We start from the raw sequence: 26,949 nt of genomic DNA, 5'->3' as shown, positions 1-26,949 counted from the left end.
TTTATATCTATGATTTTAACAAAAATACTAGCAAAATGGGGTTCGACTCCAGTGGCGGTGCAATCTGTAGGCTCACAAATAGAATCAATATCTTGGATGACTGCAGAAGGTTTTTCTACAGCTATATCAGCTTTTGTAGGACAAAATTATGGTGCAGAAAACTATGATAGAGTAAAAGAAGGATATTATGCTGGACTCAAGATAGTTGGTACTATAGGAATATTTGCCACTGTTTTACTTATATTTTTTGGAGAACCTATTTTTAGGATATTTACACCAAATGATGCTACTGCTATATCTCAAGGTATAGTATATTTAAGAATTTTAGGATTTTCTCAGTTCTTTATAACCATTGAAATAGCGTCTGCAGGAGCATTTAATGGAATTGGCAGAACTCAAATTCCAGCAATAACAGGTGTTGTATTAAATGCATTAAGAATTCCAGGAGCATTAATATTATCAAGCACAGTATTAGGAATGACAGGAGTATGGTGGAGTATGAGTATCAGTACTGTATTTAAGGGAATAATTTTAACTTCTTTATTTATCTATGTTTTAAGAAAAGGATTACATACTAAATAACTTCAGTTTTTGGTGCCTGGCACCAAAAACTGAAGTTATTGTAGACTATTTACTTTTCTTGCTGCAATTACATTAATTCCAGTACCTAATATATTTTCTATTATAATATGGCCCTTTTCAATAGGTGCAGATACTTCTGTTATTTTGATTATATCCATACATTCTTCAACTAGGGTTTCAGGTATAACACCATTAGTTTTAACTGGGAGTCTGCTCATAGGACCATTTTTAAGTAATACCCTAGAGGTGAGAACTCTTGAAGGTTCTAAGATTTCTTTAACACCATATTCTTTACCCCTATTACATCTATTGCCTTCAACTGAGTACTGAGAATTAGTAGCCTCATTTTTAATTATTTTAAGATTGCAGCCTACAGGGCAGACCTTACATTTTTTTTCAATTATATTCATAAATAAAACCTCCATAGTAAATTAACATAATAATTATAACATATTATGAGAAGGTTTTTGTATATTTAATAAGAGGAGATGATTTAATGGAAGTTTTACAAGCTATTATGACTAGAAGAAGTATAAGGAAGTTTACAGGAGAAGTAATTACAGAAGAACAGTTGGATACTTTACTTAGGGCAGGATTTCAAGCACCTTCTGCTCACAACACTCAGCCTTGGCATTTTATAGTAGCTAAGGATAAAGAATTACTTCAAAAGATATCAGATTTTCATAAGTATGCAAAAATGTTACCTAATGCTGGATGTGGAATAATTGTTTGTGGAGATGAAGAAAAGCAAGGAAACAGAGGTTTTTTAGTAGAAGATTGTTCAGCAGCTATACAAAACATCCTTTTAGCAGCTCATGGAATTGGATTAGGAGCAGTGTGGTGTGGATTATATGATTCAGGTAATTTAGTAGAGTCCATGAAGGAAGTTTTAGAATTACCTAATAATATTATACCAATAGGTATGGTAGTAGTAGGAAATAAGGACGAAGAAAGAAATATATCTGAAAGATATGAAGAGAGTAAAATTCATTATAATAAGTGGTAGATAAAAAATAAAGAGATGTATATAATAAGGTATAGGTACAACGTGGTTTAGATTATTATAAGGGGTTTTATTATGTTGTCTAAGATTGAGATAATAAAAAGACTAGCTTTATCTGCCATAGTTGGAGGTCTTATAGGAACAGAAAGAGAAATCAATAATAGACCAGCAGGACTTAGAACTCATATATTAGTTACACTAGGCTCTACTTTGGTTATGCTTGTTTCTATTGATGGGTTTCAATCAGCAGATCCTGCTAGATTAGCAGCACAAGTTGTTAGTGGAATAGGTTTTCTTGGTGCTGGAACCATTATGAGAACAGGAAATAACATTAGTGGACTTACTACTGCTGCTAGCTTATGGGTTTGTGCTGGTATTGGATTAGCAATGGGATCAGGATATTATCTAGGGGCTATAGTTACTACTGCCATAGTTCTTGCAACTTTAATGAGTTTAGGACCATTTGAAAAGATGATATTGACAAAGAAGTATAAAGCAGTTGAGATAGTTGCTACGAATAGACCAGGGATTATTGGTCAAATAGGAGTTTTATTTGGGAAATACTATATATCTATTAAAGATATAAAGATATTAGGTACTGATGGTGGTGAACATGATGATAATGGTATTATGGAAATTCGTTTTTTAATTAAGTCACCAAATAATGTCAATATAAGTAGCCTGTATAAGGAAATTTATCAAATTCATGGTATTATTAATGTTAGTTTTGAAGGAAACATTATTCCCAATAATAATTATATGGATTTTTAACTATTTGTGATATATAGTTGAGAGTTATTGAAATACTAGGAGATGAAAAAATGAATAAAAGATTTACTAAGAATTTAATACTGTTATTAGCTATATCTTTAATTTTATTTATAAGTGGCTGTAGAAAGGAAGCAATAAAAATAGAAAAAATTGAAAAAACTGAAGGAGGAAATGATATGGCATTGGAGCAGTTAAGAGAACCACAAGAAGGAGAAGAGATTGTTGTTATCACTACAAATCATGGAAAAATAAAGATAAGACTTTTTCCAGATATAGCACCAAAAGCAGTAGAAAATTTTAAAACTCATGCTAAAAATGGATATTACGATGGTGTTACATTCCATAGGGTAATTAAAGACTTTATGATCCAAGGTGGAGACCCAGATGGGACTGGTATGGGTGGAAAAAGTATTTGGGAAAAACCTTTTGAAGATGAATTTAATAAAGATTATCATAATCTAAGGGGTTCATTATCTATGGCAAACGCAGGGGCAGGAACTAATGGAAGTCAATTTTTTATAGTTCAAAGACCGTTTGTAGAAGAAGATTTTTTAAGCCAGATGAAACAAGCAGGAGATGAAGCAGGATTTTCAGAAGATGTAATAAATGCTTATGCTGAAGTAGGTGGAACTCCATGGCTGGATTATAGGCATACAGTATTTGGTCAAGTATTTCAAGGAATGGATGTAGTAGATAAAATTGCTAATTTAGAAGTTGGTGCAAATGATAAACCAGTTAAACCAGTTGTTATGGAAAAAGTAGAGATAAGAAAAGTAGAATATAAATAATAGATATAATAAAAACAACTTCTTTTTGACAGTATAATTACTTAAAAAAAGAAGTTGTTTTAATTTACAATTTATAATTAGATTACATTGAACTACCATCTTTCAAATTTATCTTCCAAAATAGCAATTATCTTATACATTAAAGCGGATATAATGGCTAATATGAATACACTCATCATTACAATATCCAGCTTAAATACTTGACCACCATAGACTATTAAATATCCAATACCTGCTTTTGATACTAAAAATTCTCCTACAATTACACCAACCCAAGATAAACCAATATTAATTTTCAAAGTACTCATTAGAGTTGGAACCGAAGAAGGAAGTACTAATTTCTGAAGGATTTGTAATTTAGTAGCGCCAAAGGTAGCTAGTAGTCTAATCTTATCTTCATCAACAGCCATAAAGCTTGCAAACATATTCATTATAGTCACTACTATTGAAATGGTAATAGCAGTGACAATTATTCCAGAATAACCTGCTCCAACCCAAATAATGATAATAGGTGCTAAGGCTGTTTTTGGGAGACTATTTAGTATGACCAGATATGGATCTAATACTTTGGCCCAAAAATCTGACCACCAAAGTCCAATGGCAATAATTATACCCAATAATGTACCGCATAGAAATCCCATTATAGTTTCAAATACTGAAATGCCAACATGATGGAAAATGTTTCCTTGTTTCATATAAATTAAAAATAACTTCCATATTTGTGATGGATAGCTAGTTAGAAAAGTATCTATCCATTTAAAATGGGCAGCTATTTCCCAAAGGCAAAGACCTAAGATTAAAATACTTATTTGAGTTATAAATATAGTTCTTTTTTTCTTTTTTATACTAATTAGGTAGTTTTCATGTTCCTTAGAAATATTTTTAGACATGGACATCTAACTCCTTCCATATTTTATTGAAATAATATCGGAACTCAGGAGCTTCTCGGCATTTAAGTGGTGTTCGACATCCTTCTGGACAAGTTAAACTTATATTGATTACTTCCTTTATAGTAGAAGGTCTATTTGATAAAATAACTATTCTATCTGATAAACTAATAGCTTCAGCTATATCATGAGTTACTAATAATCCAGTCTTTTTTTCTTTTTTTAATATAATTCCAATTTCATCAGCTATTGCAAGTCTTGTCTGATAATCTAAGGCAGAAAAAGGTTCGTCTAAAAGAAGTAAATCAGGCTCTAATAAAAGAGTTCTAATAAGTGCTACTCTCTGTCTCATTCCTCCTGATAATTGACTAGGATAACTATTTAAAAACTCACCTAATCCATAATTTTCTAGCATTTTTTTTGCTAAATCATAACTATTATGATTTAATTTCTCCTGAATTTCCAACCCAAGTACTACATTTTTTAATATAGTCCTCCATTCTAAAAGCTGATCTTTTTGAAACATATATCCAATATTTCTATTAGATTTATTTACTTTTTCCCCATTAATTAGGACATTCCCATTAGTAGGTTCAATAAGACCTGCTATTATTGAGAGTAAAGTAGATTTTCCACATCCGCTTGGACCAACTATTCCAACAATTTCTCCTTCTAATATATTTAAATTTATATCTTTAATAGCTTCAGTTTCTCCTTCTAATGTGTGATAAGTCATTCCGATATTATTAATCTCAACTACAATGTTTTCATCCATAGTATCCCTCCCAAAATTAATATATAGTACTTTATTGTATTCCAAATGAAAGAAATATGTGAGATTACAAAAAAATATTAATTTTGTGGAAAGGACTAAAAGATGGTATAATATTTCAGTAATAGTTTAAAGGAGGAGTTATTTTGCATCAGTATAAAGGTAAATTAATTATACATACTGGCTCTATGTTTTCTGGAAAAACTTCTAGCTTAGAAAAAGATGTAAAGAGATTTAATATAGCAGGATATAAAACAGTTGCATTTAAGCCGTCAGTAGATACTAGATATCCAAAATCAGAAATAAGAACCCATGATAATACCACATTAAATGCAGTAATGGTGAATAATATAATTGAAATATGTGAATATTGTAAAGGATACAATCCAGATGTAATAGCTATAGATGAGGTACAGTTTTTAGGTGGAAACATACAAGATATAGTAGGAGCTATAAATAAGTTTTTAGAAAAGGGAATAACTGTTGTATTGGCAGGACTTGATATGGACTTTACTGGACAAGCCTTTGAAATTGTAAAGGAATTAATGCCTATTGCAGATTATTTATATAAACATCATGCAGTATGTGCTAAATGTGGAACAGATGCTTGGGTAAGTCATAGAAAAACTAAGGCTCAAGAGAGAATAGTCATAGGGACAACAGATGAATATGAACCACTCTGTAGAAAATGTTTTTTAGAAGAAACTAATTAGAAAGGATAGGGTTATGGATAGATATATAAAATTTGAACCATCAAAAGAACCATTGTACGGTGAAGTTAATACGGATTATATGTATTTATTTAATGGAAATAAACTTATGGTAAAAGTAAATAACACAGAGTATATTATACCTAATAGAAAAGATTTAGAATTGTTTAAACCACAGATAAATCACTTACAATGTTTAGGTGCCTATAAGGGAGTAAACTGTTACTGTGGTGAAATTAAAGAAAGCTTGGGAGAGAATTATGAGTTTATAGATTTAAGGACATATTCAAAGAATATAAGTCATGATGATTTTTTAGTATCAGCCAAGGCGTTACTTTTGCTGGATTATGTAAGAAATAACCAAAAATGTGGAATCTGTGGTTCTCAAATGATTGTAAAGATTAGTGGAAACGATAGAGCTATGATTTGTTCAGACTGTGATAATATGGTATGGCCAAAGACTGCTCCTGCAATAATAGTAGCGATTACAAAAGAAGATAAGTTGTTATTGGCACATAATAAAATGTTTCCAGAGGGTATGTATAGTGTAATTGCAGGATTTGTAGAGATGGGAGAAACCTTTGAGGACTGTGTAAAGAGAGAAGTATTTGAAGAGACAGGAATAAAAATACATAATATAAAATACTTTGGTTCACAACCGTGGCCATTTCCAAATTCAATGATGATAGGATTTACGGCGGAGTACCTTGAAGGAGAAATAAAAGTGGATAATGATGAAATAGTAGATGCAAAATGGTTCACAAAAGAAGAAATACCAGGCAAGTATAGAAAATCTATTAGTATTAGTACAGAGTTAATAGAATGGTTTTTAAACAAATAATATAGATGTTTATTTTTAAATTTTGTATGAGATGTTGTATAATTCTTTTTTATTAAGATAGAATAATGTTTGAGTATTAGATGTATTTCTTATAAATAAGATTTAAATTTTTGATTCAAGGAATTGGTCAAATTAACAGTTTACAAAATTAATTATTCAAAAGATTTTATAAGATAAAAGTTAATTTAATAGTTTTCCTTGAAAAGGCAGTTAAATTATGATAATATTTAGCTGATTAAAATAATATAAAAGGATGGAAATTGCAGAAATGAGAATATAATCCGCTTAAATTAAAGAACAATTTGAACTTAGAAAATGATACCTATTAGTTAGGTTTGTTTTTGTTGTAAAATGTTCTGAAGTGGATTATTAATTATTTGTTATTTATTTGAATTGACTATACTTTTAGTTGATTTATTTATTTTTGAAATAATAAAGGATATTGATCCCTTCAGATTTAACAGGAGGGATTTTTTGTGTTAATTTTAGATATAAATAATTTGAAGAAGTATTATGGAAATAGACTTATACTAGATGTAGAGGACTTAAAAGTATATTCAGATGATAAAATAGGATTGGTTGGATTAAATGGATGTGGAAAAACTACATTACTTAACTTAATTGCAAAAGAAATCAATCTAGATGAAGGAACAATAAAAACATCTATGGAACCGCTCTATATTAAGCAGCTAGAAGATATAGGTAATAAAGAAATAGATAATGAATATATGAGTAAGCTTGGATTGAGAAATAAGAACAAGGAATTTATGAGTGGTGGAGAATTGACTAGGCTGAAAATTGCTAAATTCTTGACTGATAATCGAAAATTTCTTCTTGCAGATGAACCAACTTCAAATCTTGATTTTGAAGGAATCAATCTTTTAATAGAAAAATTATCTAATTTTGATGGATGCATAATTATTACCTCTCATGACAGGGATTTCCTAGATAAGCTGTGTAATAAGATAATAGAAATTGAAGATGGAAAAATTAGAATATATGAAGGAAATTATTCTGATTATAAAACTCAAAGGGAGTTAGAAAAAAAGACTCAAGAAGGAGAACATGAAAAATATATTAAAGAGAAAAAGAGATTGGAAAAGGTATTGATTAATACAAGAAAAAAATCAGATAAAATAAAAGGAACACCTAAAAGAATGGGAAATTCTGAGGCTAGGCTTCATAAAATGGGTGGGCAAAATGCTAAGAAAAAGCTAGATAATAAAGTAAAAACAATAGCTAAAAGAATTGATAAATTAGAAGTAAAGGATAAGATAAGAGAAATAGATAGGATAAAGGTAGATATTAAAGGAGACGAGATTTTTTCAAAAATAGTTATTGAAGGCAAGGGGATTACTAAGACTTTTGGAAAGAGAATATTATTTAAAAACTCTGATTTTCAAATATATAATAAATCTAAAGTAGCTTTAATTGGCAGCAATGGTAGCGGAAAAACCACATTGTTAAAAATGATAATGGAAAAAGTCCCTAATATCAATATTTCTAAGAAAGCCAACATAGGATATTTTAGTCAAAATCTAAATATTTTAGATGAAGATAAAACCATAATAGAAAACCTTCTTGAATTAAATGACTTAGAGCAAAATGCAAGAGATATTTTAGCAAGATTTCTTTTTAGAAGGGATGATGTATATAAAAAGGTTAATGTCCTAAGTGGCGGAGAAAGAGTAAAGGTATCTTTGGCAAAAATATTGCTGAGTGGTTTTAATATATTAATATTAGATGAACCAACTAATTACTTGGATATATACTCAATTGAAGCAGTAGAGGAAGCTTTAATAAATTATGATGGCACATTATTATTTGTATCTCATGATAGAAGATTGATTGAGAAATTAGCAAATACCATAATGAGTATTGAAAATAATAAGATAAGTACATTTCAAGGGAATTTTAATGAATATAATAAAAAGAATATGATTGAGGATTCTAATAAGCAAGATTTATTGTATAAGAGGTCTATATTAGAAAATAGATTAAGTGAAGTAATAGGGCTTCTTTCTATTTCTGCAAATGATGAAGAAAAGGAGGAACTTGATTTAGAGTATCAGAAATTATTAAAAGAATTAAGAGAACTAAAGGAAATTAAATAAAGAAAAATCTAAGACCTACAGAAGTAGGTTTTAGATTTTTTTATATATGAATCTTTTATTTTTATTTAAATTCAATATCTCCAGATGAAGTACTGATATCAATGGATTTTTCCCCTGAACCTATTGTAGCTATAAATCTGTCCTTTTCATTTTCTTTTACATTCATATCTCTAGATGGATTAAAATCACCTGAGGAAGTTGAACCTTTTATATTATAACTGGCATCATTACTAAGTTTAATAGAGATATCACCAGAACTAGTAGATATTTTCATATTTTCACTTGCTTTTTTATTGTTTAAAGAAATATCTCCAGAATTGGAAGCTGCAATTATTTCACCTATAAAACTATCTAATTCCATATCACCAGAAGAAGTAGATAAATTTAATGATTTTCCTTCTAAGTTTTCTAATTCTAAATCACCAGAGCTGGAAGAAATATTTATATTATTTCCAACTAAATTTTTTATATAAATATCACCAGAAGAAGTTAAGGTACTAAAATCACCTTTAAATGATTTAGGCACGAATACTTCTAATATAACATCAGACTCTACTACTGAATAATTATTGGAGTTTAATTCAAGTTTAATATTTAGCTTATTAGATATTTTTTCAACTGCTAAAATTGGGACAACATTGGTTTTCATCTTTCCATAATAATTAATCTGAAGATTATCTCTATCTTCTGGAATTACTTTAACATCAATAAATGAAGAAGAAATATTTATATTATCTATACCGTTTATTTCAGCAAATTTTTCTTCATTTATTGTTTCCCATCTTACATCTTTAGGATTTATGCCAAACCAGTTCCAGTCATTACCAATTCTATAACTAACTTTATCTTGTTCATTTATTTTTATCCCATTCCATTCAATTCTTATTTCATCTTCACCATCGGTAACTTTGATACCATTCCAGCCTATAGATACATGGTCATCTTTATCTTTAACTTCTATTCCATCTGTACCTATTTTTACTATCCCATCTTTAGATTTAATATTTAATAAATTTCCAGATTTAGAACCTGTAAATTTATAATTATCGTTATATCTTAGGGATAAAAACCCCACTCCAAAAGCAATTAGAGCAATAGCTAATAAAATTGGAACAAATTTTCTTATATTCATTTTTCAACTCTCCTATTTATTAATTACTTCTACATTCCATTGAATGTATTTAACCACTAGCTTATAAAATTCTTTTGTTAAATATATTGACAGTATTATTCCTAATGCACCTAATGCAAGAAACCCCATACCAAATGATATAGAAGTAAGTATATGTGGTGATGGTATTGGTGTGAAAATACTAATTGGAAATCCAAATAGTATCGCAATACCACCTAATATAAAACTAAGGGAAATACCATATGAGCCAATTAGTAAGGCCAATAATGTCATAAAAGGGGCTAATACTACCATTATATTGAATCCTATTAATAATAATGTAATCAATAATCTTTTTGTATTATCATTGCAACAATTTGTATTATAGTTAATTCTATTATAGCTGGGTTTATAAGTTGTTCTGTAATTATTTGCTATTTCTTTAGGATCTCCTAATTCTCTAGATATTTCTTCTTCTGATTTACCCTTGGAAATTCCTATATCAAAATGCTCCTCATAGTCTGTTAAAATATCTTGGATTTCATCAATAGGTAAGCCTTGTAAATATGTTTTTAATCTATCTAAATATTCCTTTCTACTCATGATAACTCACCTCTTAATATATTGTTTACTCCATCAATAAAACTTTGCCATTCTATTTCTAATTCTTCATAAACTTCCTCACCACGAGTTGTTAATTTATAGTATTTTCTAGGAGGACCTTCTTGAGATTCTTCCAAATAAGTAGTTACATATCCTTCAGCTCTGAACTTTCTAAGTAATGGATAGATAGTACCCTCAGAAATATTTATATATTGTGAGATATGTTCAACTAATTCATAGCCATAGAAATCTCTTCTATCTAGCAAGGAAAGAACACAAAGTTCTAGGACACCCTTTTTAAATTGAATATTCATAAACTTTTCTCCTTATTATTATATAGTGGCTATAGTATATCATATACTATCTTTCATTACAAGGTACTGGAATAAAAAAATACAGGAGAATATTCTCCTGTTGATTAAAAACTTAATTCTTCTCTATGAACACTCACACTTAAAATTATTCCAATACAAATCATATTGGAGAGTTGGAATGTACCACCATAACTCATAAATGGAAGGGGAATACCTGTTATAGGCATAAGTCCTATGGTCATTCCTATGTTTTCCCATATATGGAAAAGAAACATTGCAGCAAAGCCTATTATCATTAGAGAACCAAATAAATCTTTAGACTTTTTAGCTATTTTAATAAATCTATTGAGTAATATAAAATATAGAAATATGAGTCCAAATCCACCAAGAAAGCCTAATTCTTCACCAACTACGGAAAAAATATAATCAGTTTGTTTTTCTGGTACATAGTTAAATCCAGTTAGCACACCTTCAAATAAACCTCTACCAAAAACTTTTCCAGAGCCAATAGCAATCTTGCCAAATTTAGCTTGATAACCAGTATTGGCGGCATCTCTCTCAGGATCTAAGAAGTTAAAAATACGATCCTTTTGATATGAGCTAAGTTTAAACCATAGTACAGGAAGACTAAGGATTCCAATTAAAAATGCATATCCAATGTATCTCCACCTTACTCCAGCAATAAATAACATTGCAGCTATGAAAAAGATAAATACCATAGCAGTACCAGCATCTGGTTGTAGAAGTATTAGTATTACTGGGGTAAATGCAAATGCTAATATCTTTAATAGTGTAAAGGGTTCATTTATATATTCTTTATGGTTATCTATAAATTTAGCTAAAGATATAATCAAACCAATTTTTACAAATTCTGCTGGTTGAAATATTATAGGTCCAAGTTTTAGCCAAGATCTTGCTCCCCACTGATCTTCACCAATACCAAAGATAAGAACTGCAATAAGTAAAAGATTACATACTACGTAAATTGGTATATATATTTTTCCTAAAAATTCGTAATCTAATAGTACTAATATAGCAATAACTATTAATCCTAAAATTGTAGCTATGACTTGAGTTTTTACATAGGACATTGTTCCTTTACTCAAGGTTGCACTCATTATCATAATAAGGCCATATCCACATAGTAAAAGTGTTGTTAAAAACAATATATAGTCAAAATTTTTATAGGATTTCTTCTTTAAATTAAACATAAACCTATTTCCTTTCATAAAGCGAATTTTATAAAAATATAAAAGTTCTATTTTTACTTTAAATTTAATTATAACATATTTTGTTACTTTCAAATAGTTAAAAATATATGACAATATGGTATTATGATATATAAGAAAGGATGATTAAAATGTTAAATATTGGTTGTCATTTATCTATTTCAAAAGGATTATATAATGCGGCACTAGATGCAATGTCTATAGGCGCTAATACATTTCAATTTTTTACGAGAAATCCTAGGGGTGGTAAAGCAAAAGAAATTGATATGGAGGATATAAATAAACTTAAACAAATAATAGAAGAATATAAATTTGCACCACTTTTTGCCCATGGGGCTTATACTATGAACCTTGCTTCAAATAAGAAGGAAACTAGGGAATTTGCAAGTATGATATTAAAGGATGACTTGGAAAGACTAAAATTAATTCCAAATACCTACTATATATTTCATCCAGGTTCTCATGTAGGACAAGGAAGTGAAAAAGGTATAGAACTTATAGTAAATGCTCTTAATGAAGCAATAGATGAAAATAATAATACAATAGTATTACTAGAAGGCATGTCAGGTAAAGGGACAGAAATAGGAAGAAGTATGGAGGAACTTAAAGCTATAATAGATGGTGTAGATAATAATAAAAATCTTGGGATATGTATTGATAGCTGTCATTTATATTCAAGTGGTTACGATATAGTTAATGATTTAGATGGAGTACTGGAAGAAATAGATAGGATAATTGGTTTAGAGAGGTTAAAAGCAGTTCATCTAAATGACAGTAAGGTGGAGTTTAATTCAAATAAGGATAGACATGAAATAATAGGAGAAGGAACAATTGGGTTAGAATCTATAATAAATATAATCAATCACCCATTATTAAGAAATTTACCTTTTAATCTAGAGACGCCAAATGAATTAGACGGGTACAAAAAAGAAATTGAAATGCTTAGAAAGGAATATAGATGAATCCACTAAATCAATATATTATTGACAAATCCAAAGAGTTAAATATAGATACTTGTGGTTTTACAGATGCTTTACCATTATATAATTTAAGTGATTATTTAATATATAGAGAAAAAAATAATATAAAAACTGAATTTGAGGAAAAGGATTTAAATAAAAGAATAGATCCTAAGATTACCATGCCTAATTGTAGAACTATTATAGTTGTAGGTGTTTCTTATAATGTAGATTATAATGAAAAGCCAAATTATCAACTAAAGGGAAAATTATCAAAGTCTAGTTGGGGCATAGATTATCATAAGGTATTAAAAGAAAAGATAGAGTTACTTATTAATGAAATAAAAAGAGAAGTAGATTTTCAGTACAAATATTTTGTAGATACTGGACCATTAATAGATAGGGAATTAGCAAGGAAAGCAGGTATTGGTTACTATGGAAAGAATTGTTCCATTATAAATGATGAATATGGTTCCTTTATATTTTTAGGATATATATTGACTGATTTGGAGTTGGAATTTAGTGAAGAAGTTTCGAACAAATGTGGAGATTGTGATCTTTGCTTGAGAGCCTGTCCTACTGGTGCCTTAGAAGGAGAATATAGTTTCAATCCTAAGAAATGTATATCATATCTAACACAAACAAAGGATAATATTCCAATTGAACTTAGGGGGAAAATGGGTATAAAAATATATGGTTGTGATACCTGTCAGTTAGTTTGTCCCCAAAATAGAGGAATAAAGAAAGCTAATCATAAGGAATTTATACCCAAAATAACAAAGGGTTATATGGATTTAAATGAGCTATTATATATATCAAATAAAGAATTTAAGAAAAAATATGGAGAAATGGCGGGTAGCTGGAGAGGAAAAAATATACTGAAAAGAAATGCAATAATTGCATTAGGAAATATGAAAAAAGAAGAAAATATAGAAATACTTATACCGATGTTAAGGGATTCCAATCCTATGATAAGAGAATATACAGAATGGGCTATAGTAAATATTTTTTTAACAATGGTGTCCACTAAATAAAAATATATGTTATAATATGTTTAGGCTACATATTAGAAAAATTAGGGAGGTTATATTGTGTCTAATGTTCATGAATTAAAGTTTTTAAAAGAAAAAATTGAAGGACTTAAAAATGACGGTGTTTATAGGGAATTACCTGTATTAGAAACTGCAAGCCAAGCAGAAGTAATATTAAATGGTAAAAAGGTTATAAACCTATCTTCAAACAATTATCTTGGATTTGCAAATCATCCTAGATTAAAAAAAGCTGCTATTGAAGCCGTTGAAAAATATGGAGCAGGTACAGGTGCTGTAAGAACTATTATAGGAAATATGGATATTCATGAAAACTTAGAAGCACTTCTAGCTAAATTTAAAAAAGATGAGGCAGCATTCTTATATCAATCAGCTTTTAACTGTAACGCTGGAACTATACAGGCAGTTACAGAGGCAGGGGATATAATAATATCTGATGAGTTAAATCATGCTTCAATAATAGATGGTTGTAGATTATCTAAAGCTTCTAAAGGAGTTTATAAGCACTCTGATATGGATAGTTTAGAGGCTGTATTAAAAGATGCTAGGGATAAATATAAAAATATCTTAATAATTACTGATGGTGTTTTCAGTATGGATGGAGATATAGCAAAACTTCCTGAAATAGTTAGTTTAGCAGAGAAATATGAAGCTTTGACCTATGTAGATGATTCCCATGGTTCAGGAGTATTAGGTGAAAGCGGAAGAGGTACTATTGACCATTTTGGACTACATGGTAGAGTAGATTTCTCAATGGGATGTCTTTCTAAGGGTATAGGAGTAATGGGAGGATATGTATCTGGTTCACAGGCTATGTACGATTGGCTAAGCCATAGAGCAAGACCAGTATTATTCAGTACATCTTTACCACCAGCAGTAATTGGTGCAGTTACTGAAGCAATAACCATGCTAATGGAATCAACAGAATATACAGATAGACTTTGGGATAACGCAAAATATTGGAAGTCAAAGATTGGAAGTCTTGGATTTAATACAGGACATAGTGAAACTCCAATTACTCCAGTAATTATTGGAGATGAAGCTAAGACAATGGAATTCAGCAGAAAATTACTTGAAAACGGAGTTTTCGTATCAGGCATAGTATTCCCAACAGTTCCAAGAGGAACAGGAAGAGTTAGATGTATGGTAACTGCAGAACATACTAGAGAACAATTAGATAGGGCAGTAGCTGTATTTGAAAAGGTAGGAAAAGAAATGAATATATTAAAATAATTTTAGGGGAGAGATATTCTCCCTTTTTCTTTTACATAAATATGATATAATGTGCAAAATATAAATTTATAGAGGTGATAAATTTGATAATAGGTACCTGCTCATTAACATTAATTATATATGAAACCCATTCTTTAAAGGAAAAAAGGCATGTTATAAAAAGTATAATAGGAAGGATACAATCAAGATTCAATGTATCAATAGCAGAAGTAGACTTAAATGATAGCTGGCAAAGAACTATGATTGGATTTGCTTGTGTGACAAATGATATAAATCATGCTAACCAAATATTATCAAATGTGATAAAATTTATAGATGAAGATAGTAGGGTAGAAATAATAGAAAATAAAATAGAAATATTGTAGGTGAGAAAATGAAAAAGATGCTGTCAAAAGAAGAAATAAAAATTGTATTAGAAAGACTTGAGGAAAGATTTCCAGATGCTAAGGCGGAGTTGGATTTTACAAATTCATTTGAATTGTTAGTCGCCACTATACTTTCAGCACAATGTACAGATGTTCAGGTAAATAAGACTACAGCAGTATTATTTGAAGAATTAAAAACTCCCGAAGACTATATAAAATTATCTGAGGAAGAATTAGGAGTGAAAATTAGATCCTGCGGATTTTATAAGACAAAGAGTAAAAATATCTTAGAAACATGTAAGTTACTTATAGAAAATTATAGTGGGCAAGTTCCTAATACTATGGAAGAGTTAGTTACTTTACCAGGGGTAGGCAGAAAAACAGCCAATGTGGTTTTATCTAATGCTTTTAATATTCCAGCCATTGCAGTTGACACCCATGTTTTTAGGGTGTCTAATAGAATAGGATTGGCTAATAGTACTAATGTGCTAGATACAGAGAAGGACTTAATGGATAACATAGAAAGAGAAATGTGGTCAAAGGCACATCATTTGCTAATTTTTCATGGCAGAAGGATTTGTAAAGCTAGAAAACCTTTATGTACTATATGCCCAATAACTGATTATTGCTTTTACTATAAAAAAGAAGTTAAACAATAGGAAGAAGGTGTTATTGTGAGAGATGAATTGATATTTTCTTTAGATATAGGTACTAGGACTATAATAGGGATGGTGGGAGAATATACTAAGGATGAAAGATTTAAAGTGCTTGCTTTTACAATAAAGGAACATAAAAAGAGAAATATGTATGATGGACAGATTCATGATATAGAAGGGGTAGCAAATTTAGTTAATGAAATAGTAGTAGAATTGGAAGAAAAGATAGGAGAAAAACTAAAGGTTGTGTCCATAGCTGCTGCTGGACGAGCTTTAAAAACCCATAAGATAAGAATAGAAAAATCCATTGATAATGAAAAAGAGATATCCAAGTTTGATGTTGAAGCCTTAGAATTAGAGGCAATACAAAAAGCTCAAGAGGAAATAAATGAAATAGAGATAAATAAAAGTCTTAAATATTATAGTATAGGTTATTCTGTGTCAGATTATTATTTAGATGAAGATAGAATAGAAAAATTAGAGGGACATAAGGGGCAAAGAATAGGAGTTGATATTTTAGCAACATTTTTACCTCAAATAGTTATAGAAAGTCTGTACTCTGTAATTTCAAGGACAGGCTTAGAAGTAGGAAGTATTACTTTGGAACCTATTGCAGCAATTAACGTAGCAATAAAAAAAGAGCTAAGATTGCTAAATTTAGCATTAGTAGATATAGGTGCAGGAACATCTGATATTGCCATTACAAAGGATGGACAAATTACTTCCTATGCTATGACTTCAACTGCAGGAGATGAGATAACAGAAAGACTAGCAAAAGCATATTTACTTGATTTTAATAGTAGTGAGAAATTAAAGGTAGAGCTTAGTAAAAAGGAAGAACATGAATTTATTGATGTAATTGGGATATCTTATAGAGTAACTACTGCTGAGATAGTAAATACAATTAAGGATATAATTGAAAAGATTGCAGGGGAAATATCAGAAAAAATCCTTGAATTCAATGGTAAATCTCCAAATGCAGTATTTTTAATTGGTGGTAGTAGTCAAATGCCAATGCTAAGAGAAATGATTGCTGAAAAACTTGGACTGCCAAAGGAAAGAGTTGCCATAAGGGATGTATCTATTATTGGAAATGTAGAGGGGTTAGAAGATTTCAATGGGCCAGAGATGATAACACCTATTGGAATTGCTATAGAAGGGTCTCAAGACAAGTATAAGAACTTTATTAAAGTAAATTTTTGTGGTGAAGAGGTTCGTATATTTAATTCAGAGGATATAGTTGTATCAGATGCACTAGTACTTACAGGATACAATCCAAAGGATTTGCTGCCAAAGAAATCTAATGATTTTGTATATTATCTAAATGGAAAGAAGAGAATAATCAAAGGGAAAGATGGAACTCAACCACAAATATTAGTAAATAAAAAGCAAGCTAATTTTAAAACAAAGCTTTATGACAATGATAGTATAGAGATATTACCTAGTATAGTAGAGCCTGTAATAACCCCGTATTTATATGATGTGGTTACAAAGGATAAGATCGTATATTTCCAAGGGGAAGAGGTAAATTTGGTAAAGTTCTTTAGGATAAACGGTGAAGAAGTACAAAGTAACATTATTCTAAGTCCAGAAGCAGATATAGAAGTTGAAGAAATAAAAACATTAGAAGAATTAATTGTACAATATAAAGAATTTTCAACTACAGATGAATTTTTAGTCAATGAAATTAAGGTACAGAATAATTATCAACTTAAAAAGGGTGATAATATTGTAAGAGTAGGTAAAATTAAGACATCTAACAATAAGATAGATAATAAAAAGTTAATTAAATTAGTAATAAATGATGAATATATGGAAATATACTATAAAAAAGATAGATTTATTTTTGTAGATATATTTGATTATATAGATTTTGATTTATCTTCATTAAAAGGTAAACTGGTTTTGAGAGTGAATGATAAAGAGGCAGAGTACCTAGAAGAATTAAAAGACGGGGATAATATAAAAATCTATTGGGAATAGTAAAATATTAATATTCTAGGTTGGAGGATTTAGATGGGAAAAGGTAAAAAAATTTTATTATTTGTTGTTATAATAGTTTTTTCTATTGGTTTAGGAGCTGGAGCATATATTTATAAAAACATTTTAAGTATAGATACAATTTATAAAGGTATAAGAATAGATAGTTATAATGTAGGAAATAAAACAAAGGAACAAGCCCTAGAATATATAAAAGGGAAAAAAGAAATAGAAATCGATAAAAAAAATATGAATCTAGAATATAACGATAATATCTACAGAATCAATTTGCGAGAACTAGGCTTTTCTTATAAATACGATGATGCTGTTAATAATGCCTTTCAATTAGGTAGGGAAGGAAGTTTTATTAAACGATTAAAAAATATATCTAAAATAAAATCTGGAGTAGATATACCATTGGAATCTTTTTATGAAAGTGATAAGATAAAGGATATGGTTAACAATATTTCCCAAGAAATAAATAAAGAAGCAGTAGATGCTGTACTGAATTTTAATAATGGAAAGATTACTGTAACAGATGAGGTTGTAGGAAAAAAGGTAGTGGTAAGTGAGCTAATTGCAAAGATAGATAAAAACATTTATGAATTAAAGGATATAGAAATTCCAGTAGAAGATGTACAACCGAGATTAACAAAACAACTTTTATCTAGAATAAATGGAGTTATAGGTGAATTCTCTACTTCTTTTAAAGGGAGTGGTAGTGGAAGAGTGGAAAATATTAGATTATCGGCTAGAGCAATTAGTAATAAACTGATTTTACCTGGGGAGGAATTTTCATATAACAATACAACAGGACCTAGGTCAGCAAATTCTGGATATAAAGAAGCTAATGTAATTATAGGGGGAGAGTTAACACCAGGATTAGGAGGAGGAGTTTGTCAGACTTCCACTACTATGTATAATTCTTTGTTACTTGCAGACCTCACTATACTTGAAAGACATTCTCATTCTATACCTGCTAACTATGTTCCTTATGGTCAAGATGCGGCGGTGTCATATGGGTATTTGGATTTAAAATTTAGAAATGATTTTGATTTTCCTATATATACTTATGGGGATACGAGAGTAAAAAATTATGCTGTAAAGATAAACCCAGAGATTATTGAAACTATAGAACCGAAAACAGAAGAAGTATATGATGAGAAATTGACACCAGGAACTAGATTAGATATGCAAAAAGGAAGAAAAGGCTATAAGGTCAATACTTATAAAACTATAATAAAAAATGGGAAAGCAATATCCAAAACAAAGATTACTTCAGACCATTATAGAAAAAAAGATTATATATATAAAATTGGACCTAATGAATAAACTAGTGAAGTAACAGATAAAAACATATATAGAAAGGTAGGCATAATAAGTTGACAGAACCAAATGAACTATTTGATAAAGAAGTTGAATGTCCTATTTGTTCAAATAAATTTATAACTAAAAAAATAAGAGCATCTAGGCTAAGAATTTTAAAAAGAGATAAGGATTTTTTAAACTATTATAATAATGAAAACCCAATAAAGTATAGTATATTTGTATGTCCCAACTGTGGATATGCTGCATCTGAAAATAAATTTAATGATATTAGAAAAGATCAAATTGGAATAATTATAGATAATATATCATCTAGATGGAAAAAAAGGAATCTCGGTGGAGTAAGGGATTTAGATGAGTCTATAGAGTCCTATAAATTATCCTTAATTACAGCAACTTTATTAAAGGCCACAAGTTTGGAACAAGGGAATATTTGTTTAAATATCGGATGGTTATATCGTTTAAAGGAAGATAAAGAAGGAGAGATTAGATTTTTGAAATTGGCAATAGAGCAATTTAGAGAAGCATATAATACAGAATCCTTGAATGGCACAAGTATGGATGATGGCAAATTATCTTACTTAATAGGAGAGCTATCAAGAAGAATAAACGATAAAGAAGAAGCATTATCTTGGTTTAATACTTGTTTAAATCTTTCTTCAACGAGAATGAATCCATCATTAAATGAGATGGCTAGAGAACAGTGGAGAATAGCAAAGGAGTTATAAATATGAACCCTAAATTTTACTCATTTGATTCATCTATAGGTAAACTAACTATATATTTTACAGAAACAGGAATAATAGCTCTTTCCTTTAAAGAAGAGGACAACCTTGGATATATAGAAAGATATTATGGTACTCCTGTTGAAGTAGAGAGCAAGGACTACAATTATCATGAAGAAATAATTAGATATTTAGAAGGTGAATTAGAGAAATTTACTATGCCGTTTTCCTTCAAGGGAACTTCTTTTCAAGAAAAGGTATGGAATGAGCTGCTAAATATACCCTATGGAGAAACTAGAACATATAAAGAGTTAGCTGAAAAAGTAGGATGTCCCAAAGGATCCAGGGCAGTTGGCGGTGCATTAAATAAGAATCCAATAGCAATAATTGTACCCTGTCATAGAGTAGTAGGTTCTAATGGTAAGCTAGTAGGCTTTGCAGGAGGGATTGAACTAAAAGATAAACTATTAGAATTAGAAAAGCATAACATATATAAGTAATTTGAATATCCTGATATAAAAACAGAAAGGGGAATAGACATGGATTATCCTATTGTTTTTATACCAGGACTTTTTGGTTCTATGGGTGATGATATAATAAAGGGAACAGGGGATTTTTCTTTTGGATTGGCAGAAAGAATTTATAGACCTTTTATTGAGATATTAAATGATATGGGGTATACAGAAGGCTTGGATTTATTTATTTGCTATTATAATTGGAAAATTCCTGTATTAGAAGCAGTAGATAAATATTTGTGTTATTGTGTAGAAAAAGCACAAGTCAATACAGGCATGAAAAAGGTAATACTCATTGGTCATAGTTTAGGGGGATTACTAGGAAGAGCTTATGTTAACTATTTTAATCCTTCTTTTGTTGATAAGATAATTATGATAGGGACTCCAAATCTAGGAGCTGTAGATGCATATTGTTTTTGGAGTGGAGGAAAACTTCCTTATCCTAAAATAGAGGATAATATTATTTATAATGGACTAAAGCTTGGATTGATACTTTATTACTATTTGTTTGAAAGAATAAACTATATAGAAGCTTTAAGAGAGATGTTTCCTGTTGCAAAGGATTTATTGCCTAGCTATGAATATGGAGATTATTTGTTTTTGAAAAATAATGGTATAAAGGAAGAAATTCCAATAAGAAGTATGTCGATAGACAATTCGTTTTTAAACAGGTTGGAAAAGAATTTTATAAATGAAAATGACTTATTTATTATAAGTGGTAGAGGAATTTATACTAATAAAGAATTTATAGTAGATTTAAAAGAAAAAGAAAAAATCAAATGGGCAGATGGTAAGCCAAAGAAAATATTTAAAACAAGTTATGGAGATGGTACTGTAACTACAGCTAGTACTTTAGGAAATTTAAGTGGAAGAAATACAATATTAGAGGGAAACCATACAAGTATTTTATATAAGTCAAAGAATTATCTAGCAACTATTTTAGGTAAGACTTTGACCAGAGAAGTTAAAGAGGAGAAAGTAGAGAAAGTATATGTTGTTTTAGCAGATAATTGTAATAAAATAAATATTAAGACTTTAAATGTTGATGAAATAGCTGAGGAGTATGTAAGTATTGGTGATAATAAGGTTCAAACAATAAACTTATCATATAATAGGTTTTTAATAATGGTTGCAGGTGATAATAACCTAAAGATTAAATTAGATATAGAACCTATTGGTACAAAAAAATCAAAAGTATTAGTGATAACTATAGATAACAAGGGGGTTGAATTTGAAGATAACCCATTGAAATATAATCTTCAATAAATAGATAAATAAACCTTTCTATAGATAATATATAGGAGGTTTATTATTAATAGTATAAGATATTTTACCATAAACTAAAATATAGGATATTATTCTCTGTTTTTCTATTTTAATTTTATATTCTTTATGTTATATTAAGTAGTTGAGGAGTGAGAAAAATGAAATATAAATTAGTTGCTATAGATATGGATGGTACACTTTTAAATAGTAAAAATCAGGTATCAGAGAAAACTAAAGAGACAATAGTAAAGGCAAAGGGTAAAGGTGCCTATATTGTTTTATCCACAGGGAGAGTATTGAAATCGGCATTATCTTATTCTAGGGATTTGGATTTAAGAAATCCAATAATTGCATGTAATGGAGCAATAATTGCAGATGAAAATGGTAATATTATTTATAAAAACCCTATAGATAATAATTTAGTAAAAGAAATAGTTAATCTTGCTAGAAGCAAAAATATTTATTATCATTTTTATGATGAAAATAGATTTTATTCCCATATTAGAGTTGATGAAATTCTCAAATTTTATAGTGAAGGGGATGATAATAATAGAATTGATATAAAGATATTTAAGAATTTAGAAGAAATAACTAGCATGAAGGACTTAAATGTATATAAGTTTTTATTTATTGATGATGATAAGAACAAATTACAAAAATTAAGAGATGAATTAAATGGATTAAATAATATAGAAACTTCAAGTTCTTGGGCTAATAATATAGAAGCTATGGGATTAAATGTATCAAAGGGTGAAGGATTAAGGGAATTATGTAGTAATCTTAAAATAGCCCCAGATGAAGTAATTGCTATTGGTGATAACGAAAATGATTTATCTATGATTAAGTTCGCTGGTTTAGGTGTAGCCATGGGAAATGGTGATGAATCTATAAAAAAACAAGCAGATTATATTACAGACTCAAATGATGAAGATGGTGTGGCCAAAATAATAGAGAAATTTGTATTAGAATAGGAGATGATGACTGAACTATGTCATTACATATAGTACTTGTAGAACCAGAAATACCTTCAAATACAGGAAATATTGCTAGAACTTGTGCTCTTACAGGAACGGTACTTCATTTAGTCAGACCTTTAGGATTTTCTGTAGATGATAAGGCACTTAAAAGGGCAGGGCTTGATTATTGGAATCTAGTTGAAATACATTATTACGATAGTTTTTTTGAAGTGTTAGAAAAATACCCTAATGGTGAATTTTACTATGCTACTACTAAAACAAAAAATAAATATACAGATAATCATTATAAAGATGGATCTTTTTTCGTATTTGGAAAAGAGACAAAAGGACTATCTAAGGAAATATTAGAAGGAAATATGGATAAAGGTATTAGAATACCAATGAGAAACAATATAGCTAGATCCCTTAATTTAGCAAATTCAGTTAATATAATATTATATGAAGCCTTGAGGCAGCTAAATTTTCCAAGTATAGAATAATAATTAAATAAAACAAATTATTATATATTAAGAAAATGGGTAAAAAAACAAAAGAATAAATAGGTTAATAAATTTATCTAGGAGGTTGGTTATGGATATAGCACTACCAGTACTTGGTGGACTTGGATTGTTTCTATATGGAATGAATATAATGGGAACAGGACTCCAAAAAGCAGCAGGTGAAAAGTTAAAGAAGTTGATAGAAGTACTTACCAACAATAGATTGATGGGTGTTGTTGTTGGTGCTTTAGTAACTATGGTTATTCAAAGTAGCTCTGCTACTACAGTTATGGTAATAGGATTTGTTAACGCTGGACTTATGTCTTTGTATCAAGCCGCAGGTGTTATTATGGGTGCAAATATTGGTACGACTGTAACTGCTCAATTAATTGCATTTAAACTAACAGATTATGCACCATTGGCAGTAGCCATAGGTGTGGGCATTTGGATGACAACTTCTAAGAAAAAGTCAAAAAATATAGCAGAAATACTTATTGGATTTGGTATACTATTTATAGGTATGGATATGATGGGAAATGGCTTAAAGCCCTTAGCAGATTTACCAGCATTTACGAATATAATGGTTAGGTTAAACAATCCGGTTTTAGGTATGTTAGTGGGTTTAGGGCTTACTACTATAGTTCAAAGCAGTAGTGCATCTATAGGTCTATTGCAAGCATTAGCAGGACAGGGTTTACTAGATATAAATATTGCCTTTCCAATTCTTTTTGGAGATAATATTGGTACAACTACAACAGCTATGATTTCATCAGTTGGAGCAAATAGGACAGCAAAAAGGGCAGCAATTATACATTTTTTATTTAACTTAATAGGCACAATTATATTTATGACAATTTTGAGAATACCAATACAAAAATTAGTAACGAAAATATCTCCAAATGATATTCAAAGGCAAATAGCTAATGCTCATACATTATTTAATTTATTAAATGTGGCTATACAATTACCTTTTGCAGGATTATTAGTTAAGGCAGCAAAAGCTATAGTTCCTGGAGACGATAGAGTAGAGATTCACGAAGCAAAATTCCTTGACTTTAGAATTATAGAAACACCTTCTATAGCATTAGGACAGGTTAGAAAAGAAATTGCAAGAATGGGTAATTATGTAGAAGAAAATCTAGGTAAAGCTCAAAGGGCTTTTGTAGAAGGCAAATATGAAGAAATAGAACCAGCTTTGGAGCAGGAACAAAAAATAAATAAGTTGCAGAGAGAAATAACTGATTATCTAGTGAGACTTTCAAACGCACCATTATCAGATGAAGAACATAAACAGGTTAATGTGTTTTTTAACAATGTAAATGATATAGAGAGAGTTGGAGACCATGCAGAGAATATAGTTGAACTTGCTGAAGAGAGAATGGAAGGAAATCTTCAATTTACAGAAGATGCTATAGAAGAATTAAATGAGATTTTTGGTAAATGCCAACTAGGATTTCAAAAAGCAATGGAAGCATTTAAGACTAATGGCGAAGCTTTAGCTAAGGAAGTTTTAGCTATAGAAGATGAAGTAGATGAATTAGAATCTAAAAATAGAACTAATCATATAGATAGATTAAATAAAGGATTATGCTCAACAGGACCTGGAATAATATTTTTAGATGCTATATCTAATTTAGAAAGAGTATCAGACCACTGTTCTAACATAGCATTATATGTATTAGATAATTATAAAACAAAGCCTAAAAATATATAAAAAAGATTAATATAAAAAGGGGTTGTATAATTATATTTTATATATTATAATATTAGTGAAATGTGAAAAAACTATCAAATAATTGCATTATCTGGATGATTAATGCGGGAGAGACCATATTTTATATGGCGCCGAAGGAAAAAGTTGCTGGGCAGCCAATCCACAATGAAACTCTCAGGCAAAAGGACCGTGTTATGACAGAACTCTGGAAAGCGAAAGCACCGAAGGAGCAACCCAAGTTTGGAGAATCTCTCAGGTCAATGAACAGAGTAAGTAGGGCTAATGACCTATTTATTCTGTTTTTTTATTATAATAGTAACAGGTGTTATAAAGACTTAACAATAAAGGACAAATATGAAAATTAATTAAACTTTATATTGATTTTTTAAAATCAATAAGATTATAATTAAATTGATGTAATTGATACAAACTATAATAGTTCTTCAATTAAAGATGAATAATATTTTAAAATGAATATTATCAATAAAGTTATTAAAAAATTTTATTAGAGAACTACATAAAAATATTTTCTAAGGGAGGAAGACAAATGATTTATGATGTAATAATCATAGGAGCAGGTCCAGCAGGTTTAGCAGCAGGACTATATGCATCAAGAGCAAGACTTAGTACTTTAATTATTGAAAAAGAGGGCGAAGGTGGACAAATAAAGACTACTGATGAAGTTGCTAATTATCCAGGCTCTATACAAAATGCTAGTGGACCATCTTTAATAGAGCGAATGGTAGAGCAAGTTAATGAATTTGGTGCAAAGAGAATAATTGATGAAATCAAATCAGTAGAATTAGAAGGTAAAATAAAAGTTTTAAAAGGTGTTAAAGAAGAATATCAAGCAAAAACAGTTATCATAGCAACTGGTGCAATTCCAAGACCAATAGGATGTCCAGGAGAAAAAGAGTTAACTGGTAGAGGAGTTTCATACTGTGCTACTTGTGATGCTGCTTTCTTCGAAGACTTAGAAGTATTTGTAGTAGGCGGAGGAGATTCAGCCGTTGAAGAAGCTATGTACTTAACAAAATTCGCTAGAAAAGTAACTATTGTTCATAGAAGAGATGAATTAAGAGCAGCTAAATCAATTCAAGAAAAAGCGTTTAAAAACGAAAAGATGAATTTTATGTGGGATACAGTTATCACTGAAGTAAAAGGTGATGGCATACTTGAATCAATGATAGTTAAAAATGTTAAAACTGGAGAAGAAAAAGAAATATTCGCAGATGAAGATGATGGTACATTTGGAGTATTTGTATTTGTAGGATATAATCCAGCTACAAAATTATTTGATGGAATAATTAATATGGAAAATGGGTATATAAAAACTGATGATGATATGAAGACTAATGTAGCTGGAGTATTTGCAGCAGGAGATAACAGAGTTAAATCACTTAGACAAGTAGTTACAGCTACTGCTGATGGAGCTATAGCAGCAGTTCAAGCTGAAAAATATATAAATGAAAACTTTGAAGACTAATAATTAATGTCAAATTAATAATGCTTAAAAATAAAATTAGGAGGTATAATAAATGTTAGAACTTAATAAGGATAATTTTGAAGCAGAAGTATTACAAGCAGAAGGATATGTATTAGTAGATTACTGGGGACCAACATGTGAACCTTGTAAAGCTCTTATGCCACATGTTCACGCTTATGAAGAACAATATGGTGACAAAATTAAATTTACATCATTAGATATTACAAAGGCAAGAAGACTTGCTATTGGACAAAAGGTTATGGGATTACCTGTAATCGCTATTTATAAAGGTGGAGAAAGAATAGATGCAGTAGTAGCTGATGAAGCTACAAAAGAATCAGTAGAAGAATTAATTAAAAAATATATTTAATGAATTGAATAACTTCGAGATTTATTCGAAGAGTACAAATATCAAGGTTTTAATTCTGGGCCTTGTGCCCAGAATTGAGATATAGATACTTGCTAAAATAAGAGGAGGTGAATTTTATGCGTCT

29 protein-coding genes and 1 riboswitch are annotated in these 26,949 nt (G+C 29.6%); of the genes, 22 read left to right on the top strand and 7 right to left on the bottom strand.

The annotated features are described in order from the left end of the window. Positions 1-582: MATE family efflux transporter (locus RT714_RS10695; protein WP_313757560.1), on the top strand; the 582-nt coding region annotated here is incomplete at its 5' end. A 35-nt stretch (positions 583-617) separates the two neighbouring features. Here RT714_RS10695 and RT714_RS10690 read toward each other — a convergent pair. Then, entirely contained in the window at positions 618-992 is a 375-nt protein-coding gene (locus RT714_RS10690) for a DUF1667 domain-containing protein (protein WP_313757559.1), read from the bottom strand. 86 nt (positions 993-1,078) lie between these two features. Between RT714_RS10690 and RT714_RS10685 the strand changes: the two genes are divergently transcribed. The 3 genes from RT714_RS10685 (at position 1,079) to RT714_RS10675 (ending at position 3,144) form a co-directional block, all read left to right on the top strand. Then, complete coding sequence (locus tag RT714_RS10685; RefSeq protein WP_313757558.1) at positions 1,079-1,588, top strand: nitroreductase family protein; 510 nt, start codon at positions 1,079-1,081, stop codon at positions 1,586-1,588. A gap of 72 nt (positions 1,589-1,660) precedes the next feature. Continuing rightward, on the top strand, positions 1,661-2,356 hold the full coding sequence (locus tag RT714_RS10680) for an MgtC/SapB family protein (RefSeq protein ID WP_313757557.1): 696 nt from the start codon (positions 1,661-1,663) through the stop codon (positions 2,354-2,356). Between the two features lie 176 nt (positions 2,357-2,532). Further along, positions 2,533-3,144 carry a peptidylprolyl isomerase gene (locus RT714_RS10675; RefSeq protein ID WP_313757678.1) on the top strand — a complete coding sequence of 204 codons (612 nt, stop codon included), beginning with the start codon at positions 2,533-2,535 and terminating at the stop codon, positions 3,142-3,144. A 92-nt stretch (positions 3,145-3,236) separates the two neighbouring features. Here RT714_RS10675 and RT714_RS10670 read toward each other — a convergent pair whose 3' ends face one another. Continuing rightward, complete coding sequence (locus tag RT714_RS10670; RefSeq protein WP_313757556.1) at positions 3,237-4,034, bottom strand: ABC transporter permease; 798 nt, start codon at positions 4,032-4,034, stop codon at positions 3,237-3,239. Next, positions 4,027-4,806 (bottom strand): ABC transporter ATP-binding protein, encoded by a 780-nt coding sequence (locus RT714_RS10665; RefSeq protein WP_313757555.1) that lies wholly within the window; start codon positions 4,804-4,806, stop codon positions 4,027-4,029. The genes RT714_RS10670 and RT714_RS10665 overlap by 8 nt, the downstream gene beginning before the upstream one ends. A 143-nt stretch (positions 4,807-4,949) precedes the next feature. Between RT714_RS10665 and RT714_RS10660 the strand changes: the two genes are divergently transcribed. From RT714_RS10660 to abc-f, 3 genes are all read left to right on the top strand, one after another. Continuing rightward, positions 4,950-5,516 (top strand): thymidine kinase, encoded by a 567-nt coding sequence (locus RT714_RS10660; RefSeq protein WP_313757554.1) that lies wholly within the window; start codon positions 4,950-4,952, stop codon positions 5,514-5,516. Between the two features lie 13 nt (positions 5,517-5,529). Next, complete coding sequence (nudC, locus tag RT714_RS10655; protein ID WP_313757553.1) at positions 5,530-6,354, top strand: NAD(+) diphosphatase; 825 nt, start codon at positions 5,530-5,532, stop codon at positions 6,352-6,354. A 476-nt stretch (positions 6,355-6,830) separates the two neighbouring features. Further along, complete coding sequence (gene abc-f, locus RT714_RS10650) at positions 6,831-8,468, top strand: ribosomal protection-like ABC-F family protein (RefSeq protein ID WP_313757552.1); 1,638 nt, start codon at positions 6,831-6,833, stop codon at positions 8,466-8,468. 61 nt (positions 8,469-8,529) lie between these two features. On the opposite strand, the gene RT714_RS10645 is transcribed toward abc-f, so the two are convergent. The 4 genes from RT714_RS10645 to rodA form a co-directional block, all read right to left on the bottom strand. Continuing rightward, positions 8,530-9,600: a DUF4097 family beta strand repeat-containing protein gene (locus RT714_RS10645; protein WP_313757551.1), complete on the bottom strand. Its 1,071-nt coding sequence runs from the start codon at positions 9,598-9,600 to the stop codon at positions 8,530-8,532. A gap of 12 nt (positions 9,601-9,612) precedes the next feature. Further along, positions 9,613-10,182, bottom strand: coding sequence for an HAAS signaling domain-containing protein (locus RT714_RS10640; RefSeq protein WP_313757550.1), 570 nt, complete (start codon positions 10,180-10,182; stop codon positions 9,613-9,615). Continuing rightward, positions 10,179-10,496, bottom strand: coding sequence for a PadR family transcriptional regulator (locus RT714_RS10635; RefSeq protein ID WP_313757549.1), 318 nt, complete (start codon positions 10,494-10,496; stop codon positions 10,179-10,181). Before RT714_RS10635 ends, RT714_RS10640 begins: the two co-directional genes overlap by 4 nt. A 104-nt stretch (positions 10,497-10,600) precedes the next feature. Continuing rightward, complete coding sequence (gene rodA / locus RT714_RS10630) at positions 10,601-11,707, bottom strand: rod shape-determining protein RodA (RefSeq protein WP_313757548.1); 1,107 nt, start codon at positions 11,705-11,707, stop codon at positions 10,601-10,603. Positions 11,708-11,856: 149 nt separating this feature from the next. On the opposite strand from rodA, the gene RT714_RS10625 reads away from it, so the two are divergent. The 15 genes from RT714_RS10625 (at position 11,857) to RT714_RS10555 (ending at position 26,825) form a co-directional block, all read left to right on the top strand. Then, positions 11,857-12,687 (top strand): deoxyribonuclease IV, encoded by an 831-nt coding sequence (locus RT714_RS10625; RefSeq protein ID WP_313757547.1) that lies wholly within the window; start codon positions 11,857-11,859, stop codon positions 12,685-12,687. Next, a complete protein-coding gene (gene queG / locus RT714_RS10620) occupies positions 12,684-13,718 on the top strand; it encodes a tRNA epoxyqueuosine(34) reductase QueG (RefSeq protein ID WP_313757546.1) in 1,035 nt (344 codons plus the stop codon). Before RT714_RS10625 ends, queG begins: the two co-directional genes overlap by 4 nt. A gap of 57 nt (positions 13,719-13,775) precedes the next feature. Beyond that, positions 13,776-14,966 carry a glycine C-acetyltransferase gene (locus tag RT714_RS10615; RefSeq protein ID WP_313757545.1) on the top strand — a complete coding sequence of 397 codons (1,191 nt, stop codon included), beginning with the start codon at positions 13,776-13,778 and terminating at the stop codon, positions 14,964-14,966. A gap of 83 nt (positions 14,967-15,049) precedes the next feature. After that, entirely contained in the window at positions 15,050-15,331 is a 282-nt protein-coding gene (locus RT714_RS10610) for a DUF503 domain-containing protein (protein WP_313757544.1), read from the top strand. Between the two features lie 8 nt (positions 15,332-15,339). Then, positions 15,340-15,990 (top strand): endonuclease III, encoded by a 651-nt coding sequence (gene nth, locus RT714_RS10605; protein WP_313757543.1) that lies wholly within the window; start codon positions 15,340-15,342, stop codon positions 15,988-15,990. Positions 15,991-16,005: 15 nt separating this feature from the next. Then, positions 16,006-17,970 carry a cell division FtsA domain-containing protein gene (locus RT714_RS10600; protein ID WP_313757542.1) on the top strand — a complete coding sequence of 655 codons (1,965 nt, stop codon included), beginning with the start codon at positions 16,006-16,008 and terminating at the stop codon, positions 17,968-17,970. Between the two features lie 33 nt (positions 17,971-18,003). Continuing rightward, complete coding sequence (locus RT714_RS10595) at positions 18,004-19,299, top strand: VanW family protein (protein WP_313757541.1); 1,296 nt, start codon at positions 18,004-18,006, stop codon at positions 19,297-19,299. Positions 19,300-19,349: 50 nt separating this feature from the next. Then, positions 19,350-20,021: a DUF2225 domain-containing protein gene (locus tag RT714_RS10590; RefSeq protein ID WP_313757540.1), complete on the top strand. Its 672-nt coding sequence runs from the start codon at positions 19,350-19,352 to the stop codon at positions 20,019-20,021. 2 nt (positions 20,022-20,023) lie between these two features. After that, a complete protein-coding gene (locus RT714_RS10585; RefSeq protein ID WP_313757539.1) occupies positions 20,024-20,518 on the top strand; it encodes a methylated-DNA--[protein]-cysteine S-methyltransferase in 495 nt (164 codons plus the stop codon). A gap of 39 nt (positions 20,519-20,557) precedes the next feature. Continuing rightward, positions 20,558-21,799 (top strand): alpha/beta fold hydrolase, encoded by a 1,242-nt coding sequence (locus RT714_RS10580; protein ID WP_313757538.1) that lies wholly within the window; start codon positions 20,558-20,560, stop codon positions 21,797-21,799. Between the two features lie 158 nt (positions 21,800-21,957). Beyond that, the gene (locus RT714_RS10575) at positions 21,958-22,770 is read left to right on the top strand and encodes a Cof-type HAD-IIB family hydrolase (RefSeq protein WP_313757537.1); all 813 of its coding nucleotides are present in this window, start codon (positions 21,958-21,960) and stop codon (positions 22,768-22,770) included. A 17-nt stretch (positions 22,771-22,787) separates the two neighbouring features. Further along, positions 22,788-23,255 (top strand): tRNA (uridine(34)/cytosine(34)/5-carboxymethylaminomethyluridine(34)-2'-O)-methyltransferase TrmL, encoded by a 468-nt coding sequence (gene trmL, locus RT714_RS10570; RefSeq protein ID WP_313757536.1) that lies wholly within the window; start codon positions 22,788-22,790, stop codon positions 23,253-23,255. A 91-nt stretch (positions 23,256-23,346) separates the two neighbouring features. Beyond that, entirely contained in the window at positions 23,347-24,969 is a 1,623-nt protein-coding gene (locus RT714_RS10565; RefSeq protein WP_313757535.1) for a Na/Pi cotransporter family protein, read from the top strand. A 95-nt stretch (positions 24,970-25,064) separates the two neighbouring features. Continuing rightward, positions 25,065-25,169: riboswitch (glycine riboswitch) on the top strand. 347 nt (positions 25,170-25,516) lie between these two features. Then, positions 25,517-26,455, top strand: a complete 939-nt coding sequence (gene trxB / locus RT714_RS10560; protein ID WP_313757534.1) for a thioredoxin-disulfide reductase — start codon at positions 25,517-25,519, stop codon at positions 26,453-26,455. Positions 26,456-26,507: 52 nt separating this feature from the next. Next, the gene (locus RT714_RS10555) at positions 26,508-26,825 is read left to right on the top strand and encodes a thioredoxin TrxA (protein WP_094900464.1); all 318 of its coding nucleotides are present in this window, start codon (positions 26,508-26,510) and stop codon (positions 26,823-26,825) included. Positions 26,826-26,949: the final 124 nt, after the last annotated feature.

This window comes from Tissierella sp., assembly GCF_032104385.1.
Lineage (GTDB): Bacteria > Bacillota > Clostridia > Tissierellales > Tissierellaceae > Tissierella.
Note: the sequence above shows the minus strand (reverse complement) of the source record. Positions and strands in the feature narration are given on the sequence as shown.

Coding starts and splice junctions, on each gene's coding strand:
- RT714_RS10690 (WP_313757559.1), bottom strand. CDS start 992: ATGAATATAATTGAAAAAAAATGTAAGGTCTGCCCTGTAGGCTGCAAT.
- RT714_RS10685 (WP_313757558.1), top strand. CDS start 1,079: ATGGAAGTTTTACAAGCTATTATGACTAGAAGAAGTATAAGGAAGTTT.
- RT714_RS10680 (WP_313757557.1), top strand. CDS start 1,661: ATGTTGTCTAAGATTGAGATAATAAAAAGACTAGCTTTATCTGCCATA.
- RT714_RS10675 (WP_313757678.1), top strand. CDS start 2,533: ATGGCATTGGAGCAGTTAAGAGAACCACAAGAAGGAGAAGAGATTGTT.
- RT714_RS10670 (WP_313757556.1), bottom strand. CDS start 4,034: ATGTCTAAAAATATTTCTAAGGAACATGAAAACTACCTAATTAGTATA.
- RT714_RS10665 (WP_313757555.1), bottom strand. CDS start 4,806: ATGGATGAAAACATTGTAGTTGAGATTAATAATATCGGAATGACTTAT.
- nudC (WP_313757553.1), top strand. CDS start 5,530: ATGGATAGATATATAAAATTTGAACCATCAAAAGAACCATTGTACGGT.
- RT714_RS10645 (WP_313757551.1), bottom strand. CDS start 9,600: ATGAATATAAGAAAATTTGTTCCAATTTTATTAGCTATTGCTCTAATT.
- RT714_RS10640 (WP_313757550.1), bottom strand. CDS start 10,182: ATGAGTAGAAAGGAATATTTAGATAGATTAAAAACATATTTACAAGGC.
- RT714_RS10635 (WP_313757549.1), bottom strand. CDS start 10,496: ATGAATATTCAATTTAAAAAGGGTGTCCTAGAACTTTGTGTTCTTTCC.
- rodA (WP_313757548.1), bottom strand. CDS start 11,707: ATGTTTAATTTAAAGAAGAAATCCTATAAAAATTTTGACTATATATTG.
- RT714_RS10625 (WP_313757547.1), top strand. CDS start 11,857: ATGTTAAATATTGGTTGTCATTTATCTATTTCAAAAGGATTATATAAT.
- queG (WP_313757546.1), top strand. CDS start 12,684: ATGAATCCACTAAATCAATATATTATTGACAAATCCAAAGAGTTAAAT.
- nth (WP_313757543.1), top strand. CDS start 15,340: ATGAAAAAGATGCTGTCAAAAGAAGAAATAAAAATTGTATTAGAAAGA.
- RT714_RS10595 (WP_313757541.1), top strand. CDS start 18,004: ATGGGAAAAGGTAAAAAAATTTTATTATTTGTTGTTATAATAGTTTTT.
- RT714_RS10585 (WP_313757539.1), top strand. CDS start 20,024: ATGAACCCTAAATTTTACTCATTTGATTCATCTATAGGTAAACTAACT.
- RT714_RS10580 (WP_313757538.1), top strand. CDS start 20,558: ATGGATTATCCTATTGTTTTTATACCAGGACTTTTTGGTTCTATGGGT.
- RT714_RS10575 (WP_313757537.1), top strand. CDS start 21,958: ATGAAATATAAATTAGTTGCTATAGATATGGATGGTACACTTTTAAAT.
- trmL (WP_313757536.1), top strand. CDS start 22,788: ATGTCATTACATATAGTACTTGTAGAACCAGAAATACCTTCAAATACA.
- RT714_RS10565 (WP_313757535.1), top strand. CDS start 23,347: ATGGATATAGCACTACCAGTACTTGGTGGACTTGGATTGTTTCTATAT.
- trxB (WP_313757534.1), top strand. CDS start 25,517: ATGATTTATGATGTAATAATCATAGGAGCAGGTCCAGCAGGTTTAGCA.
- RT714_RS10555 (WP_094900464.1), top strand. CDS start 26,508: ATGTTAGAACTTAATAAGGATAATTTTGAAGCAGAAGTATTACAAGCA.